The organism is Motiliproteus sp. MSK22-1 (genome assembly GCF_001968815.1).
GTDB lineage: Bacteria > Pseudomonadota > Gammaproteobacteria > Pseudomonadales > Balneatricaceae > Motiliproteus.
This window is the reverse complement of the sequence record NZ_MIEQ01000096.1, coordinates 195,137-215,302: the sequence shown is the minus strand read 5'-3', so window position 1 is coordinate 215,302 and position 20,166 is coordinate 195,137. Positions and strand designations below refer to the sequence as shown.

The 20,166-nt window shown below is 44.1% G+C and carries 15 protein-coding genes; 5 read left to right on the top strand and 10 right to left on the bottom strand.

Annotated features, from left to right (window positions below):
* The first annotated feature begins 46 nt into the window (after positions 1 to 46).
* Together BGP75_RS24645 and BGP75_RS24640 are read left to right on the top strand one after the other, a co-directional pair.
* Positions 47 to 1,480 (top strand): lipopolysaccharide biosynthesis protein, encoded by a 1,434-nt coding sequence (locus BGP75_RS24645; RefSeq protein WP_076721561.1) that lies wholly within the window; start codon positions 47 to 49, stop codon positions 1,478 to 1,480.
* Positions 1,481 to 1,559: 79 nt separating this feature from the next.
* On the top strand, positions 1,560 to 2,747 hold the full coding sequence (locus tag BGP75_RS24640) for a CDP-glycerol glycerophosphotransferase family protein (RefSeq protein WP_076721560.1): 1,188 nt from the start codon (positions 1,560 to 1,562) through the stop codon (positions 2,745 to 2,747).
* A gap of 111 nt (positions 2,748 to 2,858) precedes the next feature.
* Here the strand turns inward: BGP75_RS24640 and asnB are convergent, their stop codons facing one another.
* The 6 genes from asnB to BGP75_RS24610 all read right to left on the bottom strand — a co-directional run bounded on the left by asnB (position 2,859) and on the right by BGP75_RS24610 (position 10,031).
* The gene (asnB, locus tag BGP75_RS24635; protein ID WP_076721559.1) at positions 2,859 to 4,784 is read right to left on the bottom strand and encodes an asparagine synthase (glutamine-hydrolyzing); all 1,926 of its coding nucleotides are present in this window, start codon (positions 4,782 to 4,784) and stop codon (positions 2,859 to 2,861) included.
* Between the two features lie 35 nt (positions 4,785 to 4,819).
* Entirely contained in the window at positions 4,820 to 5,242 is a 423-nt protein-coding gene (locus tag BGP75_RS24630; protein ID WP_076721558.1) for an adenylyltransferase/cytidyltransferase family protein, read from the bottom strand.
* A 141-nt stretch (positions 5,243 to 5,383) separates the two neighbouring features.
* Positions 5,384 to 6,223 (bottom strand): glycosyltransferase family 2 protein, encoded by an 840-nt coding sequence (locus tag BGP75_RS24625; RefSeq protein WP_076721557.1) that lies wholly within the window; start codon positions 6,221 to 6,223, stop codon positions 5,384 to 5,386.
* 178 nt (positions 6,224 to 6,401) lie between these two features.
* Entirely contained in the window at positions 6,402 to 7,982 is a 1,581-nt protein-coding gene (locus BGP75_RS24620; protein ID WP_076721556.1) for a hypothetical protein, read from the bottom strand.
* A gap of 11 nt (positions 7,983 to 7,993) precedes the next feature.
* Positions 7,994 to 8,983 carry an endonuclease/exonuclease/phosphatase family protein gene (locus BGP75_RS24615; protein ID WP_076721555.1) on the bottom strand — a complete coding sequence of 330 codons (990 nt, stop codon included), beginning with the start codon at positions 8,981 to 8,983 and terminating at the stop codon, positions 7,994 to 7,996.
* Positions 8,961 to 10,031: a glycosyltransferase family 4 protein gene (locus BGP75_RS24610; RefSeq protein WP_076721554.1), complete on the bottom strand. Its 1,071-nt coding sequence runs from the start codon at positions 10,029 to 10,031 to the stop codon at positions 8,961 to 8,963. The genes BGP75_RS24615 and BGP75_RS24610 overlap by 23 nt, the downstream gene beginning before the upstream one ends.
* A gap of 137 nt (positions 10,032 to 10,168) precedes the next feature.
* On the opposite strand from BGP75_RS24610, the gene BGP75_RS24605 reads away from it, so the two are divergent.
* From BGP75_RS24605 to BGP75_RS24595, 3 genes are all read left to right on the top strand, one after another.
* Positions 10,169 to 11,257: a glycosyltransferase family 4 protein gene (locus BGP75_RS24605; protein ID WP_076721553.1), complete on the top strand. Its 1,089-nt coding sequence runs from the start codon at positions 10,169 to 10,171 to the stop codon at positions 11,255 to 11,257.
* A 75-nt stretch (positions 11,258 to 11,332) separates the two neighbouring features.
* Complete coding sequence (locus BGP75_RS24600) at positions 11,333 to 12,457, top strand: GNAT family N-acetyltransferase (protein ID WP_076721552.1); 1,125 nt, start codon at positions 11,333 to 11,335, stop codon at positions 12,455 to 12,457.
* A 106-nt stretch (positions 12,458 to 12,563) separates the two neighbouring features.
* Positions 12,564 to 13,901 carry an O-antigen ligase gene (locus BGP75_RS24595; protein ID WP_076721551.1) on the top strand — a complete coding sequence of 446 codons (1,338 nt, stop codon included), beginning with the start codon at positions 12,564 to 12,566 and terminating at the stop codon, positions 13,899 to 13,901.
* A 237-nt stretch (positions 13,902 to 14,138) separates the two neighbouring features.
* Here the strand turns inward: BGP75_RS24595 and xrt are convergent, their stop codons facing one another.
* The 4 genes from xrt to BGP75_RS24575 form a co-directional block, all read right to left on the bottom strand.
* Positions 14,139 to 15,617: an exosortase gene (gene xrt / locus BGP75_RS24590; protein WP_076721550.1), complete on the bottom strand. Its 1,479-nt coding sequence runs from the start codon at positions 15,615 to 15,617 to the stop codon at positions 14,139 to 14,141.
* A gap of 35 nt (positions 15,618 to 15,652) precedes the next feature.
* Positions 15,653 to 17,116 carry a PEP-CTERM-box response regulator transcription factor gene (gene prsR / locus BGP75_RS24585; RefSeq protein WP_083705038.1) on the bottom strand — a complete coding sequence of 488 codons (1,464 nt, stop codon included), beginning with the start codon at positions 17,114 to 17,116 and terminating at the stop codon, positions 15,653 to 15,655.
* A gap of 16 nt (positions 17,117 to 17,132) precedes the next feature.
* Complete coding sequence (gene prsK / locus BGP75_RS24580) at positions 17,133 to 19,241, bottom strand: XrtA/PEP-CTERM system histidine kinase PrsK (RefSeq protein ID WP_076721549.1); 2,109 nt, start codon at positions 19,239 to 19,241, stop codon at positions 17,133 to 17,135.
* 109 nt (positions 19,242 to 19,350) lie between these two features.
* Positions 19,351 to 20,112: a serine protease gene (locus BGP75_RS24575; RefSeq protein WP_076721548.1), complete on the bottom strand. Its 762-nt coding sequence runs from the start codon at positions 20,110 to 20,112 to the stop codon at positions 19,351 to 19,353.
* Positions 20,113 to 20,166 lie beyond the last annotated feature (54 nt).

The window sequence follows — 20,166 nt, the reverse complement described above, 5'->3', positions numbered from 1 at the left end:
CCCAAGGCCTATAGTCTTTAAAATCGCAATTTTGAGTTGTTGAACTATGACAGAAGAAGCCAGTCTCAAGCACCAAGTCCTGCACTCCTTGAAATGGGTTACGCTGGGAAAAATTCTCACTCAGTTAGTCCGGTGGGTCATTACATTCTGGGTCATTCGTCTATTGACCCCGGAAGACTACGGCTTGGTTTCAATGGCCGACATCTATTTTGGCTTTTTGACTCTAATTGTTTCCCAGCTGTTTGGTCCCGCTATCATTCAATCAAAGTCTTTAGATAACAGCACGTTAAGCAGCCTATTTGGTACCATACTAATAACGCATTTTTCAATTTTTGCATTACAGTATTTAACCGCTGATCTTGTTGCTGCCTATTACGAATCTGATCAGGTAGCAGATATCCTCCGAGTTAATGCCTGGTGCTTTTTGATATTAGCTTTTAACACCATTCCAGCGGCTCTTCTGGCGAAAAAAATGCGCTTTAAAGCCGTATCCCTGATCGCTGCTGTTGCCAATATTGTTGCCGCCATCTCAACACTGGCTATGGCGATGTACGGGCTTGGGTTTTGGTCGTTAATATACGGTGAGATTATATCGATTACGTTAGCCACCCTTGCTACGCTTTATGTCCAACCCATACCTTGCAGACCTTCATTCAAGTTGGCAAAAAGTGTCGAGTTGATTAAATTCGGCGGGGCTCTTGGCGCTTTATCAATGCTGATGTACGTCTTCTTGCATATGGATATTGCTATCGCGGGCTCTCAACTGACTGCCGAAGAAATCGGCCTTTTTGCAATTGGGTTACAGTTCGCCTTAATGCCACAGAAGAAAATACTCCCTCTCATCAAACAGGTCGCATTCCCTGCATTCTCGAAGATTCAAGATAAGCCGACCCAGATTGCGCACTATGTACTTAAAGCCCAACGCCTGAGTCTATTGATCACCATTCCTATCTTCTGGGGGTTAGCCTCCGTCGTCGATTTGATAATTCCCATCATTCTTGGAGAAAAGTGGATTTCTGCGATAATACCAACCACACTAATTCTAATCATAATGCCTCTTAGATTCAGTGATGAATTGTTTAACCCTGCTCTCAAGAGTCAAAAGAAGGTACGTCACCTATTAATAAATACATCAATTATGATTAGTGTAATGTTTGTTGCCATTTTGATAGGAGTCCAATATGGGGCCGTAGGACTCGCTCTTGCTTGGTGTTTTGGGTTCCCCGTCGTTTATTTAATCAATGCCTGGAGAAACATTCACTCCTTGCAGATAAAGTTGAAAGAATTCGTTGCAGTATTCACTTCACCCTTGCTCGTTGGGACAGCAATGCTGGCAGTTGTGTTTGCTACTAAAGCGGTTTTTGACGAAGTCAACGTAGAAAACCTGCTTCTTCAGATACTTATTGGAGGGATTACCTTCATAGGACTGCTCTTCATGGCCGATAAAAAGGCAATACTTGAGATTAAAAGTCTTAGATAATCTGATCATTGTCGTCACTCAACGAGGTTAAACGCTAACGCTATAAACTTTGCTTAAATCTTGAACGGATCACATACAAATGGATAAGTTGCGATTAATAATCAGCTTGATCACCGATTTTTTCATTTACGGAGTAGCAATACTTCTTCCCAAGCACCCTCAGGTTTGGGTATTTGGAGCCTGGTTTGGAGAGCGTTATAGTGATAACTCGAAAGCCTTTTTCGAATATGTAAGTAATTCTAAGAAGACTCAACGAGCAATATGGATCAGTAAAGACAAAAATATTGTTAAGGCCGTCAGAACACAGGGTTACGAGTCTTACTATGCACTGAGTGCTCCCGGTATCTGGTTTCAACTGCGTTCGAATTACGCCTTCGTATGTCAAGCACTACAGGATGACCTTCATGCTCCCTGTATTGGTCCAAAAACTAAGGTTGTAAATTTATGGCATGGCCTGCCACTGAAAAAAATAATGTACGATGTTTTTGGCGATCATGCGAAAAAAAAGAATATGAAAGGCCTCGCCATCGATTTTTTATCACCATATAACAAGCGTAGAAATGACTATTTACTTGCAACCAGCATCGAGACGCAGGCAACACTTTCAAAGGCATTTAGAGTCGACCAGTCAAGAACTCTAGTGACAGGCTTTCCACGGAATGATGTTTTTTTTTCAACGGATATGCAGGCCACGACCACACAACCCTATAAGTGCATATATATGCCAACCTTCCGAGGCGGAATGGGCAGCGCCTGTGACCTGTTTACAGCATACAACTTTGATTTCCAACTTTTTGAAAAAACCTTAGCCGATCATAATATTAAACTGGTGCTGCGGATGCACCCGGTAAACACTCCTCCAGAAAAGCTTGCAAATATGATAAAGAACTCTGACACCATTGTTTTCGATTACAGTGGTGACATATTCGACACGATTACTGAATACGACTGCATGATTACTGATTACTCTGGAGCATACTTTGACTTCCTGCTATCTGGGAAACCAATACTGTTCGCTCCCTTTGATCTCAAAGACTATTTAGAGAAAGAACGAGACCTGTATTATCCCTATAAAGAAGTGACCCTGGAGCCTTATGCCCTATCCTGGCCAGCTCTGATATCACAGCTAGTGGAATTAAAAGAAAACGGCCCTTCTAGCGATTACATTAACAAATACGAAAAACTAAAAAATCTGTTTCATGCTCCCGTATCACAAGGTAGCACTCCCTTCTCTGATGCCTTATATAATAATCTTTCTGAATTATGAATAAAGCCATCAAAATTAAACTAATACAGCAAGTACTAAGCTAAAATTATTGTCTTTCTTATCTGTGAGGCTTGATAAGCGCATACATTACCTCGCCAGGAACTGAAAAACCTAACGTATAAGCTGAGTTTTATACTGGCTACAAAACAAAAACAAGTTCAGCACCATCCAGATTTTCATCGCCAAGGCATGATCATTAGACAGATTGGGGTCTTCCAGCAGCGTTAAAACAAACTCAACATCAATAACTTCCGCTGCTGCATTCTCGTTATCTGACAAAACTTTTCTGGCGGTATCGGCAAAACTACCTCCCAACCACTTGTCCAGAGGAACAGGAAAACCCATCTTCTTTCTGTACAGTACTTGGTCAGGTAGATATTTTTCTGAAACCTTCTTAAGTATGTACTTCGGTGTATCATGAAGTTCAGAAACATCATCTGAAATTTTTGCTTTTGCAAGCTCTTCATCTAACTCAGCATTCCACTTAAGCTTGTACTTATTCGGAATACTGAACGCAAACTCAACTAATCGATGATCAACAAATGGCACCCTCGCTTCTACGGAGGCAGCCATTGTGGTGGTATCAACGCGATACAACAAACCCTGTAGATGGATCGTTTCGAAGGTGTACATCATCTTAGTAAGATAGTCTTCCGAATTGATTTCATCAAAACTATCTGCAAATCTTTGGATAAGTTGCGCGTCTATTGATTGCCAGTCAAAGTTCTTGGACAACAACTGAGATTTTACTTCTGGCTTGGTATAGCTGTAGTTATAAAAGAAGTGATCAACCTCCTTTTCAAACAGTTGCCCATTGTATTTTTTATTATATTTTTCAGCCGTTTGCTCGTCAGAATGAAGAGCTTTTTGATTTCTGTAGTCATCTGCCGAACGAAATATTCGCCCATAACCTCCGAAAATTTCGTCAGCCCCCTCTCCGGAAAGTACCACGGTAATATCTTTTTTTAGTTCTTTACTCATCAGATAAAGAGGCACTTCGTTTGGAACAGATAAAGGAGCATCCTTGTACTTAATCAGCGTGCTCAGGGTGTCAAAATAGCCATCGCTGTTAAGAACAATTTGCTTGTGTTTGGTTTGATATTGCCGGGCAACAATATCGGCATATTCAAACTCGTTGTAGCCACTCTCATTGAAGCCAATGGTATAGGTCTTGATTGGTTCATCAGATTCCGAAGACATCAAGGCTGTCACCAGGCTTGAATCAACACCTCCAGACAGATATGCGCCGAAAGGCACATCTGATATCATTCGATACTTTATTGATGATGTTAGCAGCTCATCCAGCCGATCAAGATAATACTGTTCCCCTTTATCTTGCGGATTACCAACAACCTGGTCAGCCAGACTCCAGTATGCTTGCTCTTTATAGCCCTTCTCATCTATACGAATATAAGTTCCTGGCTTCAGGCACTCAATACCTTCAAAAAAAGTTTCATCAAGAATCGAATAACGAAAGGATAAATAGGAAGAAACACTACGTTTGTTCAGTTTAAACTTTTGTTTTGCCAACGATAGAATTGATTTCACTTCAGATGAAAAGATAAACCCGCCATCCTTGTGAAAATAGTAAAGCGGCTTGATCCCTAATCGATCCCTGACCACATAGGTGCACATGCTGCCTGGCCTGCTATCGACCAGAATAATGGAAAACATACCTATAAACCGGCTAAGGCAACCTATCCCATATTCCACATAGGCTTTTAGCAGTACCTCTGTATCAGACTGGGTATTAAAGGTTACGCCCAGCGACTCCAATTCCAGACGGATTTCTTTGAAGTTATAAATTTCACCATTAAATATAACCGCCACATCATGCTTATCGGAATACATCGGCTGATGCGCAACATCTGATAAATCCTGAATACTTAAGCGAGTATGGCCAAGCTTGTTACCACAAAACTCGTCATAGCCAGCATCATCGGGTCCGCGATGAGACAACAAAGCCAACGCTTTTGAGAACTGTTCGGAGGTAACGCTATTATTTACAGACCCGATACAGGCTAATATTCCACACATAAGTATCCTTGTCGGAGGTAAATCCAGGCTATGAATTACTTTTTATCGCTGCGAAGATCAAGAAGTACATTGTTTATCAATGTAGAAGACGTTCCTTTCGAGTAGGGAAAGTACACAACCCTGACACCCACTTCCTTAAATTTATTATCTATCGTTTGCCACTTTTCTGTCTTGAACCAATCGTCTCCTACAAAGACAAGATCAAACTTGACCTTTTCCCATTGAGCAAATTTGTCCATATCCTCTTGAGGAATAACAGCATCCACATAACGACAGGCTCTTACAACTTCCATCCGTTCTTCAAAGGAAATAACTGCCTTTTTGTTCTTGTAACTAACAAGCTCATCGGTTGTCACTCCTACAACCAACTTGTCACACATTGCTTTGGCATTTCGCAATAAGTTAACGTGACCAATGTGAAACAAATCGAAAACACCTGTTGTGTATCCCAGAATCATAATATTCCTCACCTAAAATTTTATCGGTTTAGACTAAGTTCTCGAAGCACGCTGAAAATAAACTATCACCAGCGTTTCAGTGGAAAATGATTACTGACAACAAATAACCGGTAACAAAGCAAACTCGAAATTTATATATCTTCATGATTTGTGTTCTGTGCCTTCGGGTATTTCCGGTAATATTATCGATAAAAACGCAAACAGATAGCTCAATGGTTTTGGAGAGCGCCAACGAGATAGCTGGAAGGTTCTCTGTAAGTGGCGCAAAAGAGCCAGGTAACCACCAGCCCTATTGATTGTTCGCCAGTGCTTTTTTAATACCTGCATTCGGCCAAAGAAAATATACTGCCACTTGGCCGATTCGTTACCATGCCCCGCTCGCCGAAACCATACTAACGGGCCTGGTATAAACTGAATGGAATTTCCGTTTGAAATCAACGTCAAAAAGAAATCATAGTCTTCCGCACGAACAGCTGGGTCAAAGCCACCCGACTGCAAAAATGCCTCGCGCTTAATCAAAAAGCTTGATGGAACGACATGAGAATCAATTAGGCAATCTTCAAGCGTTAAATGTATAGGTTTATCTATACACTGCTCAATCGCAACAAACTCGTCCTTGAATATTGCCGTACCACAATGGCACGCTGACAAAGAATCATTGTTTTTCATTAATGTTTCTTGTAGCTCCAGTTTTTCTGGACACCACATATCATCCGCATCCAGAAAAGCCACGTAGTCACCAGAAGCATGCTCAACACCAGTGTTTCTGGCATGGGCTATTCCGCGATTTTCCGGGTGATCAATCAGTATCGCCACTGGGGAAAACTGCTCCAGGAATGCCCTGGACTCAGCCGTAGATCCATCATTTACAATCAAAATTTCTCTTGCTGGCACAGTCTGCTCCAGCACAGACTGAATGGCCTTTTCGATGTAATCTGTATTATTATAGTAGGGTATTACTACCGAGGTGTTTTTCTCCACTGCCAGCCCCTTCAAAAGCAGTCATTTTATTCAACAGAATTCTTACAGGCAGAACCTTTCCCGGTTAGCTTAAAACTGCCAACAGAACAGCGACCAATCCGGATATTTCAATTTTCTCTAAAAATCAAACCTGATAGAACTCAAGTATATAGTTTTTTTGAGTAATTCATTAAATCAATTACTCAAGCAACATATCAACAAGCCAGGGTAAATCGCTAGACGTGGAATATCGCCAACCAAACCTGCGTGGCGGCATAATTACAGAATAGGACTTGGTATTAGCTTTATTACTTGCCTTGATACAGCGTTCTGCAAATACGCTAAACAGCTGTCTGAGCAGTACATCTGACTCATTCCTCTCAGATTTAATATATACCGATTTACCCAATAATGCGGCTATATCACAACCATGACGGATGTCACTCCACTGATTCTCTTCGACCAGATGAGGGCTGTCCAAAGCAGCCAAATAGCGGGGTATTACCTTCCCTGTAATCTGCGCATGCCCTTTACCGAAGTAAACTCCGTGATTCAGCACGAATTCTCCGAAACTTTTGATCAAATCGGCTGATTTAGTATCCCCCGTCAACTGATAATAACGCCACAGACCATCAGCCAGAAGCGCCATCATCCAGGGTGAGCAGACCGCCGAATCGTCCCCTTTTCCCTCATGCGCCCTAAACGCATGCTGAGGACAGCCGATGACAGGCCAATTGGAAACTGGCTGAAACGTCATTGCATAGGTTGCATCAACGATCTGTTCAATTCTTTTCAGAGCCTCCGAACTATTCGTCAGCTCCCAATACGAAAGAGCGGTATTTAGTGCAGCGGCCTGGTTACGCTCAGTCCAAAAGCCACGCCCCATGTCATAAACAGGCTCCCACCTTAACGAGGCAGAAAACATGCGCTTTAGCGCAGCTTTGCTATCAGGATCTCCATTAAGCATAAACCGGTATAGGATCCCTCGACTGTTCAGATATTTTACATCTCCTTTTTTCAGGGAAAAAAAGCCATCCGTATCAACATACTGAAGGTAAAGTTCGGAATCGCGATCGGCAAGGTCTTTCCATTGCGACTCACCACTCATGATATACAGCTGATAAAGGGCCTGAGGGCGATCATAGAGCCATTGGCTGGCCCTTTGAGGAGGGTACTTCTTTTCTCTCATGAGTTGTTCATCAGTAACAAATAGCGCATGCTTTTTTTGCGCACTGAGATACTGATCAGTATCAGCACTGTCATCCAGAGGATGAAGAAGCATACTGCTTTTGGACCAGCCCTCAACTTCCCGTAAAAGACCTACAGGCCCATCCTGATCGTTAGCCCAAACTGAATGACTTGATACTCTGTTGCCGCTATCGGCACCGTCTGACCAAAACAATGTATAAGTCTTTGGCACCACCGGCGGCTTCAAAAACCTGACACTTAACACTCTAATATAACGGCTCTGGTCCTGACTCCTATGGGAGGAATCTGGCCACAAAAGAGCTGGCACCAGCTCAACCTCAACATCGATATCACTAAGCTTTATCTGTACGCTTGAATCGGCCTTCAGAGTATTAGGTGGGATAAGAAGATGATAAATTCCGCTGAATACCGCTTCCTGAATCGTTATCCGAATAGATGAGTATGACTCTGATGGGGTATCAGCCGCCTGAGACTGAGCTGATGCCCCTACCCCCCCAAAGACGAAAGCTGAAAACGTCCATATCAGTACGATTCGTAGCAGAGTCACTGATTTAAAAATTGCTTGTTTCAAAACAATCTATCTCATATTGGTTGACCAAGGACGGCAAGAACAGGCCGGTGATCTCCTCCAAAATCATCAAGCACATCAGCCCGTTTTGCTGTGAAGTAATCACTGAATAGTATATGGTCGATTCTTATACCGTGCCACTTGGTATATTTGGTATAGCGCAACCCTATGTCTGAATAGTCTAATACATTGTTGAGCTTACCAAGGTAGCGCTGATAGATGTTTTCGTTATCGGGCATATTGAAATCACCGGCGATAATCGCTGGCAACCTGTCTTCCACCCAGCTGCTCACTAAACTGGCCTGTACATTCCTACTCAGGGAATTGTCATCGGCGTTAGAAATATCCACATCCATATGAATCAGGCCTTCTAATACAGCCCTCGGTGTATCCAGATGAACATTAATCAGCTGCACTTTTTCTCCGAAAATATCGGCATTATATTTGGTTGCAAATGCCCCCCAACCTCCTAAGCTCCTTCGACTCAAGGCGTCCACTCGCTGGATTGCAAACTTACTGGCGATACAGAGAGAACCCGCGCAATCTGTTATCCAGCTATCGTCAAAAATCTGCTCCATGGACGCCTTACGAGCCTCCTGCAGAAAGACAACATAAGGTTCGTTTTCTTCTATAAGTCGCCGAAGACTTTGCTTGTCACCAGAGTTACCAACGTTAACGGACATCACCTTTATATCAAGTGTGTCGGTTTCATCAATTGAATAACTAGGCAACCATTGCACATCAAGAAAATTAATACAGAGGACAAATAACGGTAACAAGGCATATCGTTGCCAGCGTGAGTAAGATCGATAGCCCAGAATAAGGAAAAGAGGAATTGCCAGAACCCACCAGCGAGGTGCAAAGAGAAGCACGTACCCCAAAATCGAGAACAGCGACGTTTCGGGCCAGAACGGCAGTAAGGTAATTGCAACGACAAAACCAAACGTAGCTAAAAAAAATAATCTCCAGAATTTTTGAGACCTAGAGTTTGTAGAGTTCTTCATATTTCATCGCTGCAGCATCAATCGAGAATTCAGCCAACACTTTTGTACGGGAGGCCTGTGCCAATTTTGCAAGAAGTTGAGGACTTTCCATCAAACGCCGAATACAGCCGCTAAGGACGTTTGGGTCGTTGTAGGGTATTAGCCACCCGGTTACATCATTTTCAACCAGACGAGGATTGCCACCAACATCGGTTGCAATAATAGCCCGTTGGTAAACCATAGCTTCAATAATAGCTAACGACAGCCCTTCTGTTTCCGAAGTCACGACCAAAGCATCGAAAGAGTTATAAATTTTATCACGGTCTTTAATCATTCCGTGAAAAACGACATTGATGTCGTTGAGGTTGGATGAATGGTATTCCTTTAGGTCTGATAAACAATCACCATCGCCAAAAAAATGCACTTCGATCCCTGATCTTGTTTGCTTGTCCAAAAGCGCTATGGCATGCAGCAGCCCTATTTGATTTTTTAAGGGAACCATCCTTCCAACAGAACCCAGCCGCAGAACACCCATCTCAGAGTTAAGGGGCTCCGGTCGCATTTGATCAATGCTAACACCGTTATCTATAACCAGACTGGGAACATTCCGCCAATCATGCGTTGAGTGAAATGCATCAGCCCCTTCCTTTGAAACAAAGGCAATAGCGTTTATAAAACGCGCTGCATGCTTATGTAAACGAACCCAGTGATTGGCTTTTAATGGCGCGGCTCCATGTCGGGTATAGACAATTTTTTTCTTCCTGAGTAACGGCAATACGAAGGACATAAACTTCAGCGAATGGGGAGAATGGACATGCAATATCTGGCATTTTTTCAGGGTAAGAAACATCCTTAACTGCTTGGTAGATCTGCTACCCGTTATAATGGTCACGGGTATGTTCTGGGTAGCCGCTTCAGCCACTAAAAGATCATCAGCAGCCCCCAGGGAAACAATAATAGGTTGCAGCCCTTTTTTTGCCTGTGAACGACAAAGATCTATTACAAAACGTTCAGCACCGCCAACCTTAAGGCTGGCGACAACATGAGCTACAGATGTTGGTTTTCTCATTTCTAGGGGCGCTTAATTCTGTATACTGACATATTGGAAAATCAAATGTTGCATGATAAGTCTGTCGCTGTTGATAAAACAGCTTTTTCTGTCAAATCATTTATATATAGCGCGAACAGTGAGGGAATTCATAAAAAATGAACGTAATGGAAGTTGTTCAGAGCCTTGAAAAAGGCGGCCGCACAGTAAGGTTTTCAGATACGGTCGAAGGATTGCGCCAAAGTGGTATTACAGTAACTCCAGTCTGCTTTTCACAACCGGCAGATTGGGTTGAACTCCCTGGCATCGTAGTTATAAATCGTCGGAAAGGCATCAATTGGTCACTGGTATTTAAACTGATAGCGCTGATCAGACAATCCAATATCGATATCATCCATGCCCATTGCGAATTCAGTCAGCTTTACGCAGGTCTGGCCGGTCGAATATGCGGGGTAAAAACCATTGGCACCTTTCATCGCTCAGACATGGCCCGTTACGAACCATCCACTGTAAACAGTCTTATTAAACTTAGTCTTAGTCATTTTGTATCCGTTTCCAATGACCGGATGAGATTGCTTAGAGAGAAGCTTAAAGTTTCAACCAATAACAGCTCAGTGGTTCATGGGGGTACTCGTATCGACCAACCACCCACACTGTCTTCAATAGAAAAACAGCGAAAGCGACTGGATATAGACCCTTCGAAATTAATGATATTCAGTCTCGGGCATCTGGGTGAAATCAAAGGGCATCAATTCACGCTGGAAGCGCTGGCCATGCTGCTCCCAGACCACCCGGAACTGGTTCTCTATATTGCTGGCGATGGCAGTCCGGCAGAGAGAAAAAATCTAGAAGAAATGGCCAGCAGGCTAAATCTATCCAAACAGGTCAACTTTCTGGGACAAATCGATAATGCACCTGAATGGATGGAAGCTGCAGATATATTTGTTCAACCCTCGTTGGAAGAAGCATTTGGGTTGGTGTTTATTGAGGCTGGCGCAATGGCGAAGCCCGTAGTGGCCACTCAGGTAGGAGGGATCGTTGATATTATAGACAACGGAAAAACGGGCATACTGATCCCTCCCTCAAACGCTGAAGCACTGGCAAATGCACTGAGAGAGCTGATTGCCTCCCCCAACTTAAGAAAACAGATGGGAAACGAGGGCTACGAGCGGGTATCAAAGAAATTTTCTCTGGATCATATGATCAACTCATACATTGAAATATTTGAACGTTACGCAGCTTCATAAAAGCTTTGCAAGCCATACAGATTTGTTGAATATCAGATGATCATTACTTCGTCGTCTTAAGGTGCCTCATTACCCATGGAAATTCGTGTCATCACCGATGACCATCAGTTTACCGCACTGGAAAAAACCTGGTGTGAACTGCATAAACTCTCTTCGAAACCGGAGTTATGCAACAGCTGGGAGTGGCTTCACAGTTGGTGGAATACATTCAAGGAAACAAACTGGAAGCTGCATATATACTGCGTCTATACAGAGCAGCAGCTGGTTGCGATTGTTCCTTATTACTCGCGTAAAGAAGCAGGTACAATCTCGCTATATCTAATGGGAAAGGGAGAGCCGGAAGAAACTGAAATCTGTTCCGAGTTTGTCGACATTATTGTGACTGCCGGCCTACAGCAAGAAGTAATTCAAACGCTAGCCAAACATCAAAGCCAGACGCTAAATAGCATCAAACAGGTGCAATTGGATCAAATTGAAGAAACGTCTTTACTACATAAGCTTTGGTCTGCTACCCATTGTTACGTTCAGACCAAAAGAAATGGTGTACGATATCAGGTCCCGTTAGGCCAAGATGTCAAGACGACGCTAAAAACCCTGCCCTCAAGCAACCTTTCAAAGAAAGCCTTAAGATTGCTGAACCGGTTTCTGGACAATAGCTACCAAATCGATACATTTAGTCAACCAGACGAGTTCGATAGTGCCTGGCCGATTCTGCAACGCCTGCATGAAATACGCTGGAAGGCAAACGGTAAAAAAGGGGCCTTTGTCAATGATCTTTTTTACCAGTTTCATCGGCGCTATTTCGACTTGATTGCTCCTGGCGAAGGCGCGAAAATACTCATAATAAGTAAAGCAAACGAGCATAAAACAGCTGTCGCTGCTATTTATTGTTTCTATTGCCAGGGCCAAATCTACTATTACCAATCGGGCATTGATACATCTTGCAGCGGTTCTCCAGGTATTCTTGCTCACATAGCCGTCTTATTGACAGCGGCTGATGAATACCACTCCTACGACTTTATGCGCGGTGGTGAAATTAGCTATAAAAAATCCTGGGCGAGCAAACAAACGCCGATCATAAACCTTACGGCCTTCCCGCGCTCCAGCTCAGGAGCTTTACGCTACTATACAGCACAGGGAATGGAACAAATCAGAGACATCAAACGATCGATTGGCACAATCAGAAAGCAGTCAGTCTAAGGTGCTTTTAACTTAACACAATGACCAGGCTGCAATGCTCATTGAACTAAACAAACTACGTTGCATATAAGCACTAAGCAACATAATAGAACATGGATAATTACTGATGGTCATTAACACTCCACAAGTTGAAGAAAAGGATTCTGCAGTCGCATTTTTCTTTCTCTTCTTATATACCGCGTTAGTTCTTATTCGACCTCATGAATTCTGGCAGGAAAGTGCCGAATGGATTCTAATAAAAGTGTGCGCAATTATTTGTTTTTTAATCGTCCTTATTGCCCAACGCCCCATCAAACTGTACCCGCAGCATTGGATGCTGCTGGCACTACTACCGTTTATCAGTGTCTCAGCGTTTCTAAATGGATGGGGAATGCAGGGGATAAATCAGTCTGAAAGATTACTGGTCAGCTCAATTATTCCCCTGTTTTTATTCAGTACAGCCATCACGACAATTCAGCGCCAGATCCTGCTGATGTGGATATGCCTGGCGGCCTCAATGTTTATGGTCCATAACGGCCATAGTCAGCAATTGAATTTCTTTGGATACGGTTGGGCCGGTGATTCACAATCGGTTGGTGATGGACGAATTACTTATCTGGGATTTTTTAGCGACCCTAACGATCTTGGAATGTTCCTGGTGATGAACATCCCCTTCGTGGTTTACTTTTTTCATACGGGAGGAATGATCAAAAAGTTGCTAATGCTGGCAGTATTCACGGCTATCTGCTACGGCATTTACCTGACAGACTCCCGCGGCACTTTACTTGGGGCGCTGTCCCTGGTTGGACTTTATTTCCTGATATCCTATGGCAGCGCGAAAATGGTGCTTATTTCCGTTGTAATAGCACCAGCACTTGCTACGTTGCTTTCTAGCTTTAGAGGAATATCTGCCGCAGACTCCTCCTCTCAGGGCCGCCTTGATGCCTGGTATGATGGCATTCAGATGCTAATACATAACCCCGTGTTTGGCGTTGGCATGGGGAACTTTATTGACTGGCACGGCAAAACAGCCCATAACTCCTACGTCCTGATTGCTGGCGAGCTGGGTATTCCCGGATATTCTCTCTGGGGAGGCGCCCTCATCCTGACAGTTTTTGTCAGTTACATTTTTTTGAAGTCTCAAAAACCAACCTATTCAGAAGACAGAAAAGAACTCATTGCTGCTCAACCCGTGAGCAAAGAGTGCACCGAAGAACTCTTGATAAACAAGACTCTTTTCTACTCTATGATCGGTTTTATGATCACGGCTTTTTTTCTTAGCCGAACCTATACGCTCTTACTGTTCATCTTTATGGGAATGAGCATTGCCTCTCATATAAGACTGTTTAAGCTAATGCCCGACTTTTACCGATATTACAGCCGCGATACCGTGTTCTCCTGTATGGGCTATTGCTGGGTAGTCATTATCGCAGTTTATCTGACGCTGAAAATAGGGCTCCGGTAGACAGGGTGAGCACAGAGATCTGACGCAACAGAATCAGCCTCTTTACTATTAAAGAAAAGAGGCTGATATACAAAAAAATGAACAATAAACCTAAGAAAGCACAGCGAGATCACCATGCACAGCAGAAACAAGATTCCAACAGGACAAGTAGTCTGATTGGAACGGCTTCAGATATTGATGACCAAAGAAAGGCCATCAATACTATCAATAAAAACTATTACCTTTTATCGTAGCCCCTTATTGCAACGCCTTGACCTGCTGCTTGATTGTTTCAAGCTCTGCCTCACATTCCTGCTCACAAGGAAGCCATAGCCAGTGTAGTGCAGTTGATCTGTTCAGAGTATAGAAGGACTTCAGTCGCTCCAACCTTAAATGCTGGCGACTGGGCGTTGTCAACTCTCCGTACTGATACCAATAGGCAGCAACGGCATTTTGACGAAATCCATCCCTTGCCACGAGGTAATTTGCCAATTCATCCGAGTCACGACTCACTTGCCTCCAACCTTCTTCGGGCATCGCCTGATGAAGATAATAAGTGGCCTTTAATGCTTCATCTTCTCCCGAAAAGAGGTATTTTCGGTAAAGCAAACGATTGTCGGAAACCAATCGACTAAAACCAGCAACACTCGAAAAATCCTGAACAGCAGGAACCAGGTCCTCAGCGTCGCCGGGCTCCCATCCGATCAAGCTTGCTGATTCCTTCAACGGGCTTTGCAAAGCAGTAGAACTCCCTTTCCAGGAAGCAACAGTCGCTACTGTTGTACTGGACAGAACGACACCGAAAAAGATCAATACCGACAGATTTAAAACAGGAACTTTTGAGCCTGATATAGCAGGATTATCCCGGGTGACCCGACCAGTTTCCTGTTCAGACTTCTCATGCTGCTCAGCCTCCTCTTTCGGAAGCTCATCCCTAAGACGTCCTCCAAACGCCATCAATGCAATCAGATAAGGAACGTATAAATACCAGCCAAGTTGATTATGGTCCTCCATTAGACTGCTTTGCATTTCAGTAAAATGACCAACATAGATAAGAATCACTATCCTTATCCAGTTGATCACCAAGGCTCCCAGCAACGCCACGGCTATAAATATCAGCGCTTTGCGCCAGTTGGAAATATTGAGATAAACAAAAAGCATGCACAGCAACAGCGAGACAATAAAGTAACGTAACCCACTACAACCTCCTGCAATCTCAAATAATCCCGAGGGAATTTGAACAAAATTTCCTTCAACGTAAGTAGGTATACTGGAAAATGACATCAAGAAATTGACGGCAGATACCGACATACCCTGTAACGGCGCAGTGAGCACTCCCCATATGGGAAACACAAACCAGATCACAACAACCGGCATCGCCACAGCAATGCTTGGCCTGAAGAGTAAAAACATCGCCAATAGCACTGATAGCGGAAAGAGAACTCTATACAGTATCGCAATTTGAGCGCTATAGGCTGCAAGATACAACAAGGTCACCAATATAAATGCCGCTAAAACAGCAAGTGGCAGTCCATCGTTAAAACGTAGCCTCCCTCTGGCATGGGCCTCATAGATCAGATAGAGAAAAACCGGCGGCATCAGAAAAGCATGGGAATAGGTCCCGTCATCAAAGCTGTACTTCCAAAGATCCAACATCATTGCCGAATTACTGATAAACAGGAAAACCGGCAGAAGCACAGCAAGAGAGTACGCCACCCAACAGTGCTTTTCCGACATGACACTCCGTACCGAGGACGTTAACATACCCTTCTTTACGCCTCTTCAATCGATTGAATATTGTGTTTGCTCATCAACGCATAAAGTGTCGGCCTGGTAACCCCAAGCAACTCAGACGCTTTGGTAATATTATTTTGGGTGTGGTTAATTGCCCGGATAATCAGTGATCGCTCCATTTGCTCGCGCGCTTCTTTAAGATTGAACGGGAACTGATCAACTTCGGTTTCCGGCACTTTCAGATCCAGGTCTTTAGCAGATACCAGACCGTTATCAGCCATAACAACGGCCCTTTTTACCCGGTTCTCAAGTTCACGAATATTACCAGGCCAATTGAATCCACCAATTGCGCTGACAGCATCCTCCGAGTAACCCCGAACACTCTTGGAAAACTGTTCTGCATACTTGGTTAAAAAGGCTCTTGCAATAACAATGGCATCTCCACCCCGATCTCTTAAAGGCGGAATATTGATAGTAAATTCACTCAAACGGTAAAAAAGATCTTCACGAAAGAGAGCCTGTTGAATCAATTGCTCCAGGTTCTGGTGAGTTGCACTGATAATGCGGACATCAACGCCAATTTCTTCCCGCCCACCAATGCGTTCAATTGTTTTTTCCTGTAAAAAACGCAACATTTTTGCTTGCAGCGGCATCGGCATATCCCCTATTTCATCCAGAAAAAGGGTTCCCTTGTGAGCGGTCTCTATCTTTCCCGGTGTCTGCTTAACGGCACCAGTGAACGCTCCTTTCTCATAACCAAATAACTCACTTTCCAACAGATTATCTGGTATAGATGCGCAATTTATTGCCACAAACTTACCTTCAGACCGATTGCTTAACTGGTGAATTGCACGAGCAAGAACTTCCTTACCGGTGCCACTTTCGCCAAGTAATAAAGTACCGATATCCGCAGGGGCAATTTTTTCAATAGTACGGCAAATATCCAGCATTTCATCAGAGGCAGCCACCAACCCCTCAAGCGGGGTAGCATGACGCAGTGCTGCAAGCTTTCGATTTTCCTCTTCAAGCTCTCCCAGCTTAAAAGCCCGTTCAACCACCAGGCCAAGCACATCTGGATCTATTGGCTTCTGGTAATAATCATAAGCGCCAAGGTCAACAGCCTTAATGGCATTCGCTTTATCATCATTTCCAGTAACGACAATAACCTTGGTTCGGGGGGCCAGCTTCAGTATTTCCTGTAAAACGCCCAAACCAACGGATGCATTTGCAGGATCTGGTGGCAACCCCAAATCAAGCGTAACCACAGATGGTTCAAATCGACGTAATTGAGTTATTGCAGACTCATGATCTTCAGCAAAGACGAGATCATACTGCTCAAAACACCATCTGAGCTGTTTTTGTAAACCGCGATCATCTTCTACGATCAACAGGGTTTTTCGTTCTGCTTTTTTTACTGTTTTTGCACTATCACCCACTTCGTTTTCCTTTTTATTCCGTACCTTGTTTGCTGCTTTTTTTGCCGATACGTCTGTTGCCACCATCGCTTCCTTGTTTATTCTAGCCAGTACGATACAACGGTAAGGTTACCCTGAAAATAGTACCTTCACCAACACTACTTGTAACACTAATATGTCCTCTCCAGCTTTTGACCGATTGCTGGGCTTCATAGACACCAATTCCCATCCCCGCACGCCCCTTTGTTGTATCAAAGGGCTTGAACAGCCGGTTTCGTATAAATTCTTCATCCATACCCACACCGGTATCCTCAACCACAAAGCTCAACCAATCATCATCAACATCAATGGACATTTTCACCGAACCAGACTCATCCGTTGCTTCCTGAGCATTTTGAACCAGATGACCCAACACGGAAATTAAACGCTCTTTCTCCACTTGAACTTTGGCTTCGGTATCCATCTTTTCAAGCACAAGGGATGGCCGCTGCTCCTTCTGATTAACTTCGACCGCTTTTGCTACAGCAGCAACCTGAACCACTTCAGAATGGCTATTCAATTGACTCTCCTGACGCAACTGACTCAACAGACGATTCATTCGTGAGACGGCGTTTGCCAGCGTGTCCAGAGCATCATCAACAAATTCCGGGTTATGTTTATGGCGTTCAGCATTCGTGACAACCAACGACAATTGAGCAATGACGTTCTTAAGATCATGGACCACAAATGCCGAAAGTCGATTGAAGGCTTCGAACTGACGAGATTCCGTTAAGGCATCGTTTGCTGATTGCAATGCCAGTAAAGTGGCCAACTGCCCGCCCAACGCCTTAAGCAGGTCTCGATCTTCCCAATCCAGTACTCGCGCGGCACGCGGGTATCCCAACCCAACCAGCCCCTGTACCTCATCTTGATGTATTAATGGAAGCACCAGCCACAATGTCGGAGAGTTAAAGAGCCATTCAGGGAGTTCTATATTGTTATAATGAGACGGATCACGACGATATTCTTCCAACTCTATAACCCAACCCGTTTGCTGTAAAAACAGCAATAACTCACTGTCGCCTTGATAAGAAAGCGCAGGAAAACGCTCACAATTCCACTCCGAGCGCAGAATAAATTCTTCTCCATGCCGGGCCCAAAGCGCCCCTCCCCTGGAATCCATAGGAGCGGTAATCGCCTGTAACAACTCACCATAATAATCGTCCTTGGTTGATGCTACAGCAAACCGACGATTGGCTCTGACCCACTCTTCTCGGTAGTCATACTTATATGCAAAAAAATGCTTACTAATCCAGACAGCAATCATAGCTCGCAACTTGCCGGACCCGACAAGCAACGCCAAAGAGGAAAAGGACAATACCAGAAACACAACCTGGACAGCACTCCCCCAGCTACCACCAAACCAGCGAAGGTAATACCCAACTAACGCCATCACTAACAGATAGGTTCCTGCCAACAGCAAGCCTGTAGAATAATAGGCTGCTCGATGAGAAAGCCTGACTGATTCATCTAATCCCTTTGCTCGATATACAGAAACCGCTATCAAAGGAACCATCAGAGACGAAACCCAGCCACGGGCGGCCCATAAAGTGGGATCAATCCTGCCGTATAACAAGGCCTCTGAAAAAAGAATAAAGTCATAGCCAAAGGTAACAGCAAGCCCTACAGCCAGAAACTTGACCGCCCAACGCTGTTCTCTCGGGATATTGCGGTACCATTGTTCAAGTAAATAAAGTGTGAAAATCACCAGCACAAAAGGACCGAAATGGACAATATTAACCGGTATCCAATGCCGCCAGGGAACTGTTGAGAATTGAATAAGGTTTGCGAAAACCAAAATCAATCCTCCGGCAACCAGGCAATGCAGGGATCGCAGCCCCCAGAAGTTGGCCTTTTCCACCCCTTGCTGCAGGCTATATAGTTTCAGCAGCAGCAACGTCCAGCTAAAGTTACGCAGGATATCAACAAAAGCCTGGAGACTGGGCCCTTTATCCATCAGCGAACTGCCGAGATTATCCCCTATAAAAAGCCCACCCAGGCCTTCTCCATCAAAAACACTGTTTAGGCTATGAAAAACCGACCAGAGCACACTGATCAGCAGCGCCTGAACAAGCCAAACGCCGTGTAGGCGACCACGCCAGGTAACGAGAGACAATACAAGAACAATCGAAAACAAAAGCGCACTAAATAAATAGCTGATTGAAATACTCATAGTTTGTGACTATGCATCCGTGAATAACACAAGAGGCGCAAGTATACACCAAAGAATCCCACTATAGATTGCGCCCTGAAGACGACTGAACGCTCTAAAGGGTTATAAATCAAGGTAAACTTCTGATCAGTTCAACAGCATGCTTTATTGGAATCGCAAAACTAATACCGCTTGGCTTACTTAACACATCTTCTTTGGTTGTCTTCACATGCACCATATTGAGAATTCCAATGACCTCTCCAGTTTCAGGTAAAAATAGAGGACTGCCACTGTTTCCCGGGTACGCGGTCGCATCCAGCTGATACACCAGAGTTGGATTTCTCAGTCGTTTAATCTTATTAGCACTCAATAGCTTAGAAGCAGAAGAAGGTATTGCGATTGGAGTAACACTTGAAATCAAACCTCGATGGGTGACCGGATAAAGCCCTAGCACTGCACCTATAGGAAACCCGGTAAACGCAACCTCGGTACCCTCCCGTTGAACTCTAGTATCGGAAAGCCGTACAGACGGAATGGGGAAATCAACCTCAAGTACAGCCAGGTCATGCACCTTGTCTGATTTAACTAACTTAGCCTTCAGACGCTTGGGCTTAGCGCCAGTACCTACAAAAACAATCAGATGCTCCCTGTTTTCCTTATCCAGATCGACTCCGGCAACATGATAGTTAGTCAGGACATAACGACCTGATACGGCAAAACCGGTGCCTAATAACTTACTCCGAGGTCGCCGTGTCGGCTGAAAGGTACCCACACCGACAACTGCAGGCTTTATCTGCTCAATCGTATCAGCAAGCGCTGCTGCACTAGGCCGCGGCTCCATCCCAAACACAAAAATCAAAGCAAGACACAACGATACGCTTATCTTCTTCATCCGATACTCTCTTTACCTCGGGCGCCATTTTTCCAAAAAGAACAACCCTTGATT

Coding starts and splice junctions, on each gene's coding strand:
- BGP75_RS24610 (WP_076721554.1), bottom strand. CDS start 10,031: ATGAGAAAACCAACATCTGTAGCTCATGTTGTCGCCAGCCTTAAGGTT.
- BGP75_RS24595 (WP_076721551.1), top strand. CDS start 12,564: ATGGTCATTAACACTCCACAAGTTGAAGAAAAGGATTCTGCAGTCGCA.
- BGP75_RS24605 (WP_076721553.1), top strand. CDS start 10,169: ATGAACGTAATGGAAGTTGTTCAGAGCCTTGAAAAAGGCGGCCGCACA.
- BGP75_RS24615 (WP_076721555.1), bottom strand. CDS start 8,983: ATGAAGAACTCTACAAACTCTAGGTCTCAAAAATTCTGGAGATTATTT.
- asnB (WP_076721559.1), bottom strand. CDS start 4,784: ATGTGTGGAATATTAGCCTGTATCGGGTCTGTAAATAATAGCGTTACC.
- BGP75_RS24640 (WP_076721560.1), top strand. CDS start 1,560: ATGGATAAGTTGCGATTAATAATCAGCTTGATCACCGATTTTTTCATT.
- BGP75_RS24645 (WP_076721561.1), top strand. CDS start 47: ATGACAGAAGAAGCCAGTCTCAAGCACCAAGTCCTGCACTCCTTGAAA.
- BGP75_RS24630 (WP_076721558.1), bottom strand. CDS start 5,242: ATGATTCTGGGATACACAACAGGTGTTTTCGATTTGTTTCACATTGGT.
- prsK (WP_076721549.1), bottom strand. CDS start 19,241: ATGAGTATTTCAATCAGCTATTTATTTAGTGCGCTTTTGTTTTCGATT.
- BGP75_RS24600 (WP_076721552.1), top strand. CDS start 11,333: ATGGAAATTCGTGTCATCACCGATGACCATCAGTTTACCGCACTGGAA.
- prsR (WP_083705038.1), bottom strand. CDS start 17,116: ATGGTGGCAACAGACGTATCGGCAAAAAAAGCAGCAAACAAGGTACGG.
- xrt (WP_076721550.1), bottom strand. CDS start 15,617: ATGTCGGAAAAGCACTGTTGGGTGGCGTACTCTCTTGCTGTGCTTCTG.
- BGP75_RS24575 (WP_076721548.1), bottom strand. CDS start 20,112: ATGAAGAAGATAAGCGTATCGTTGTGTCTTGCTTTGATTTTTGTGTTT.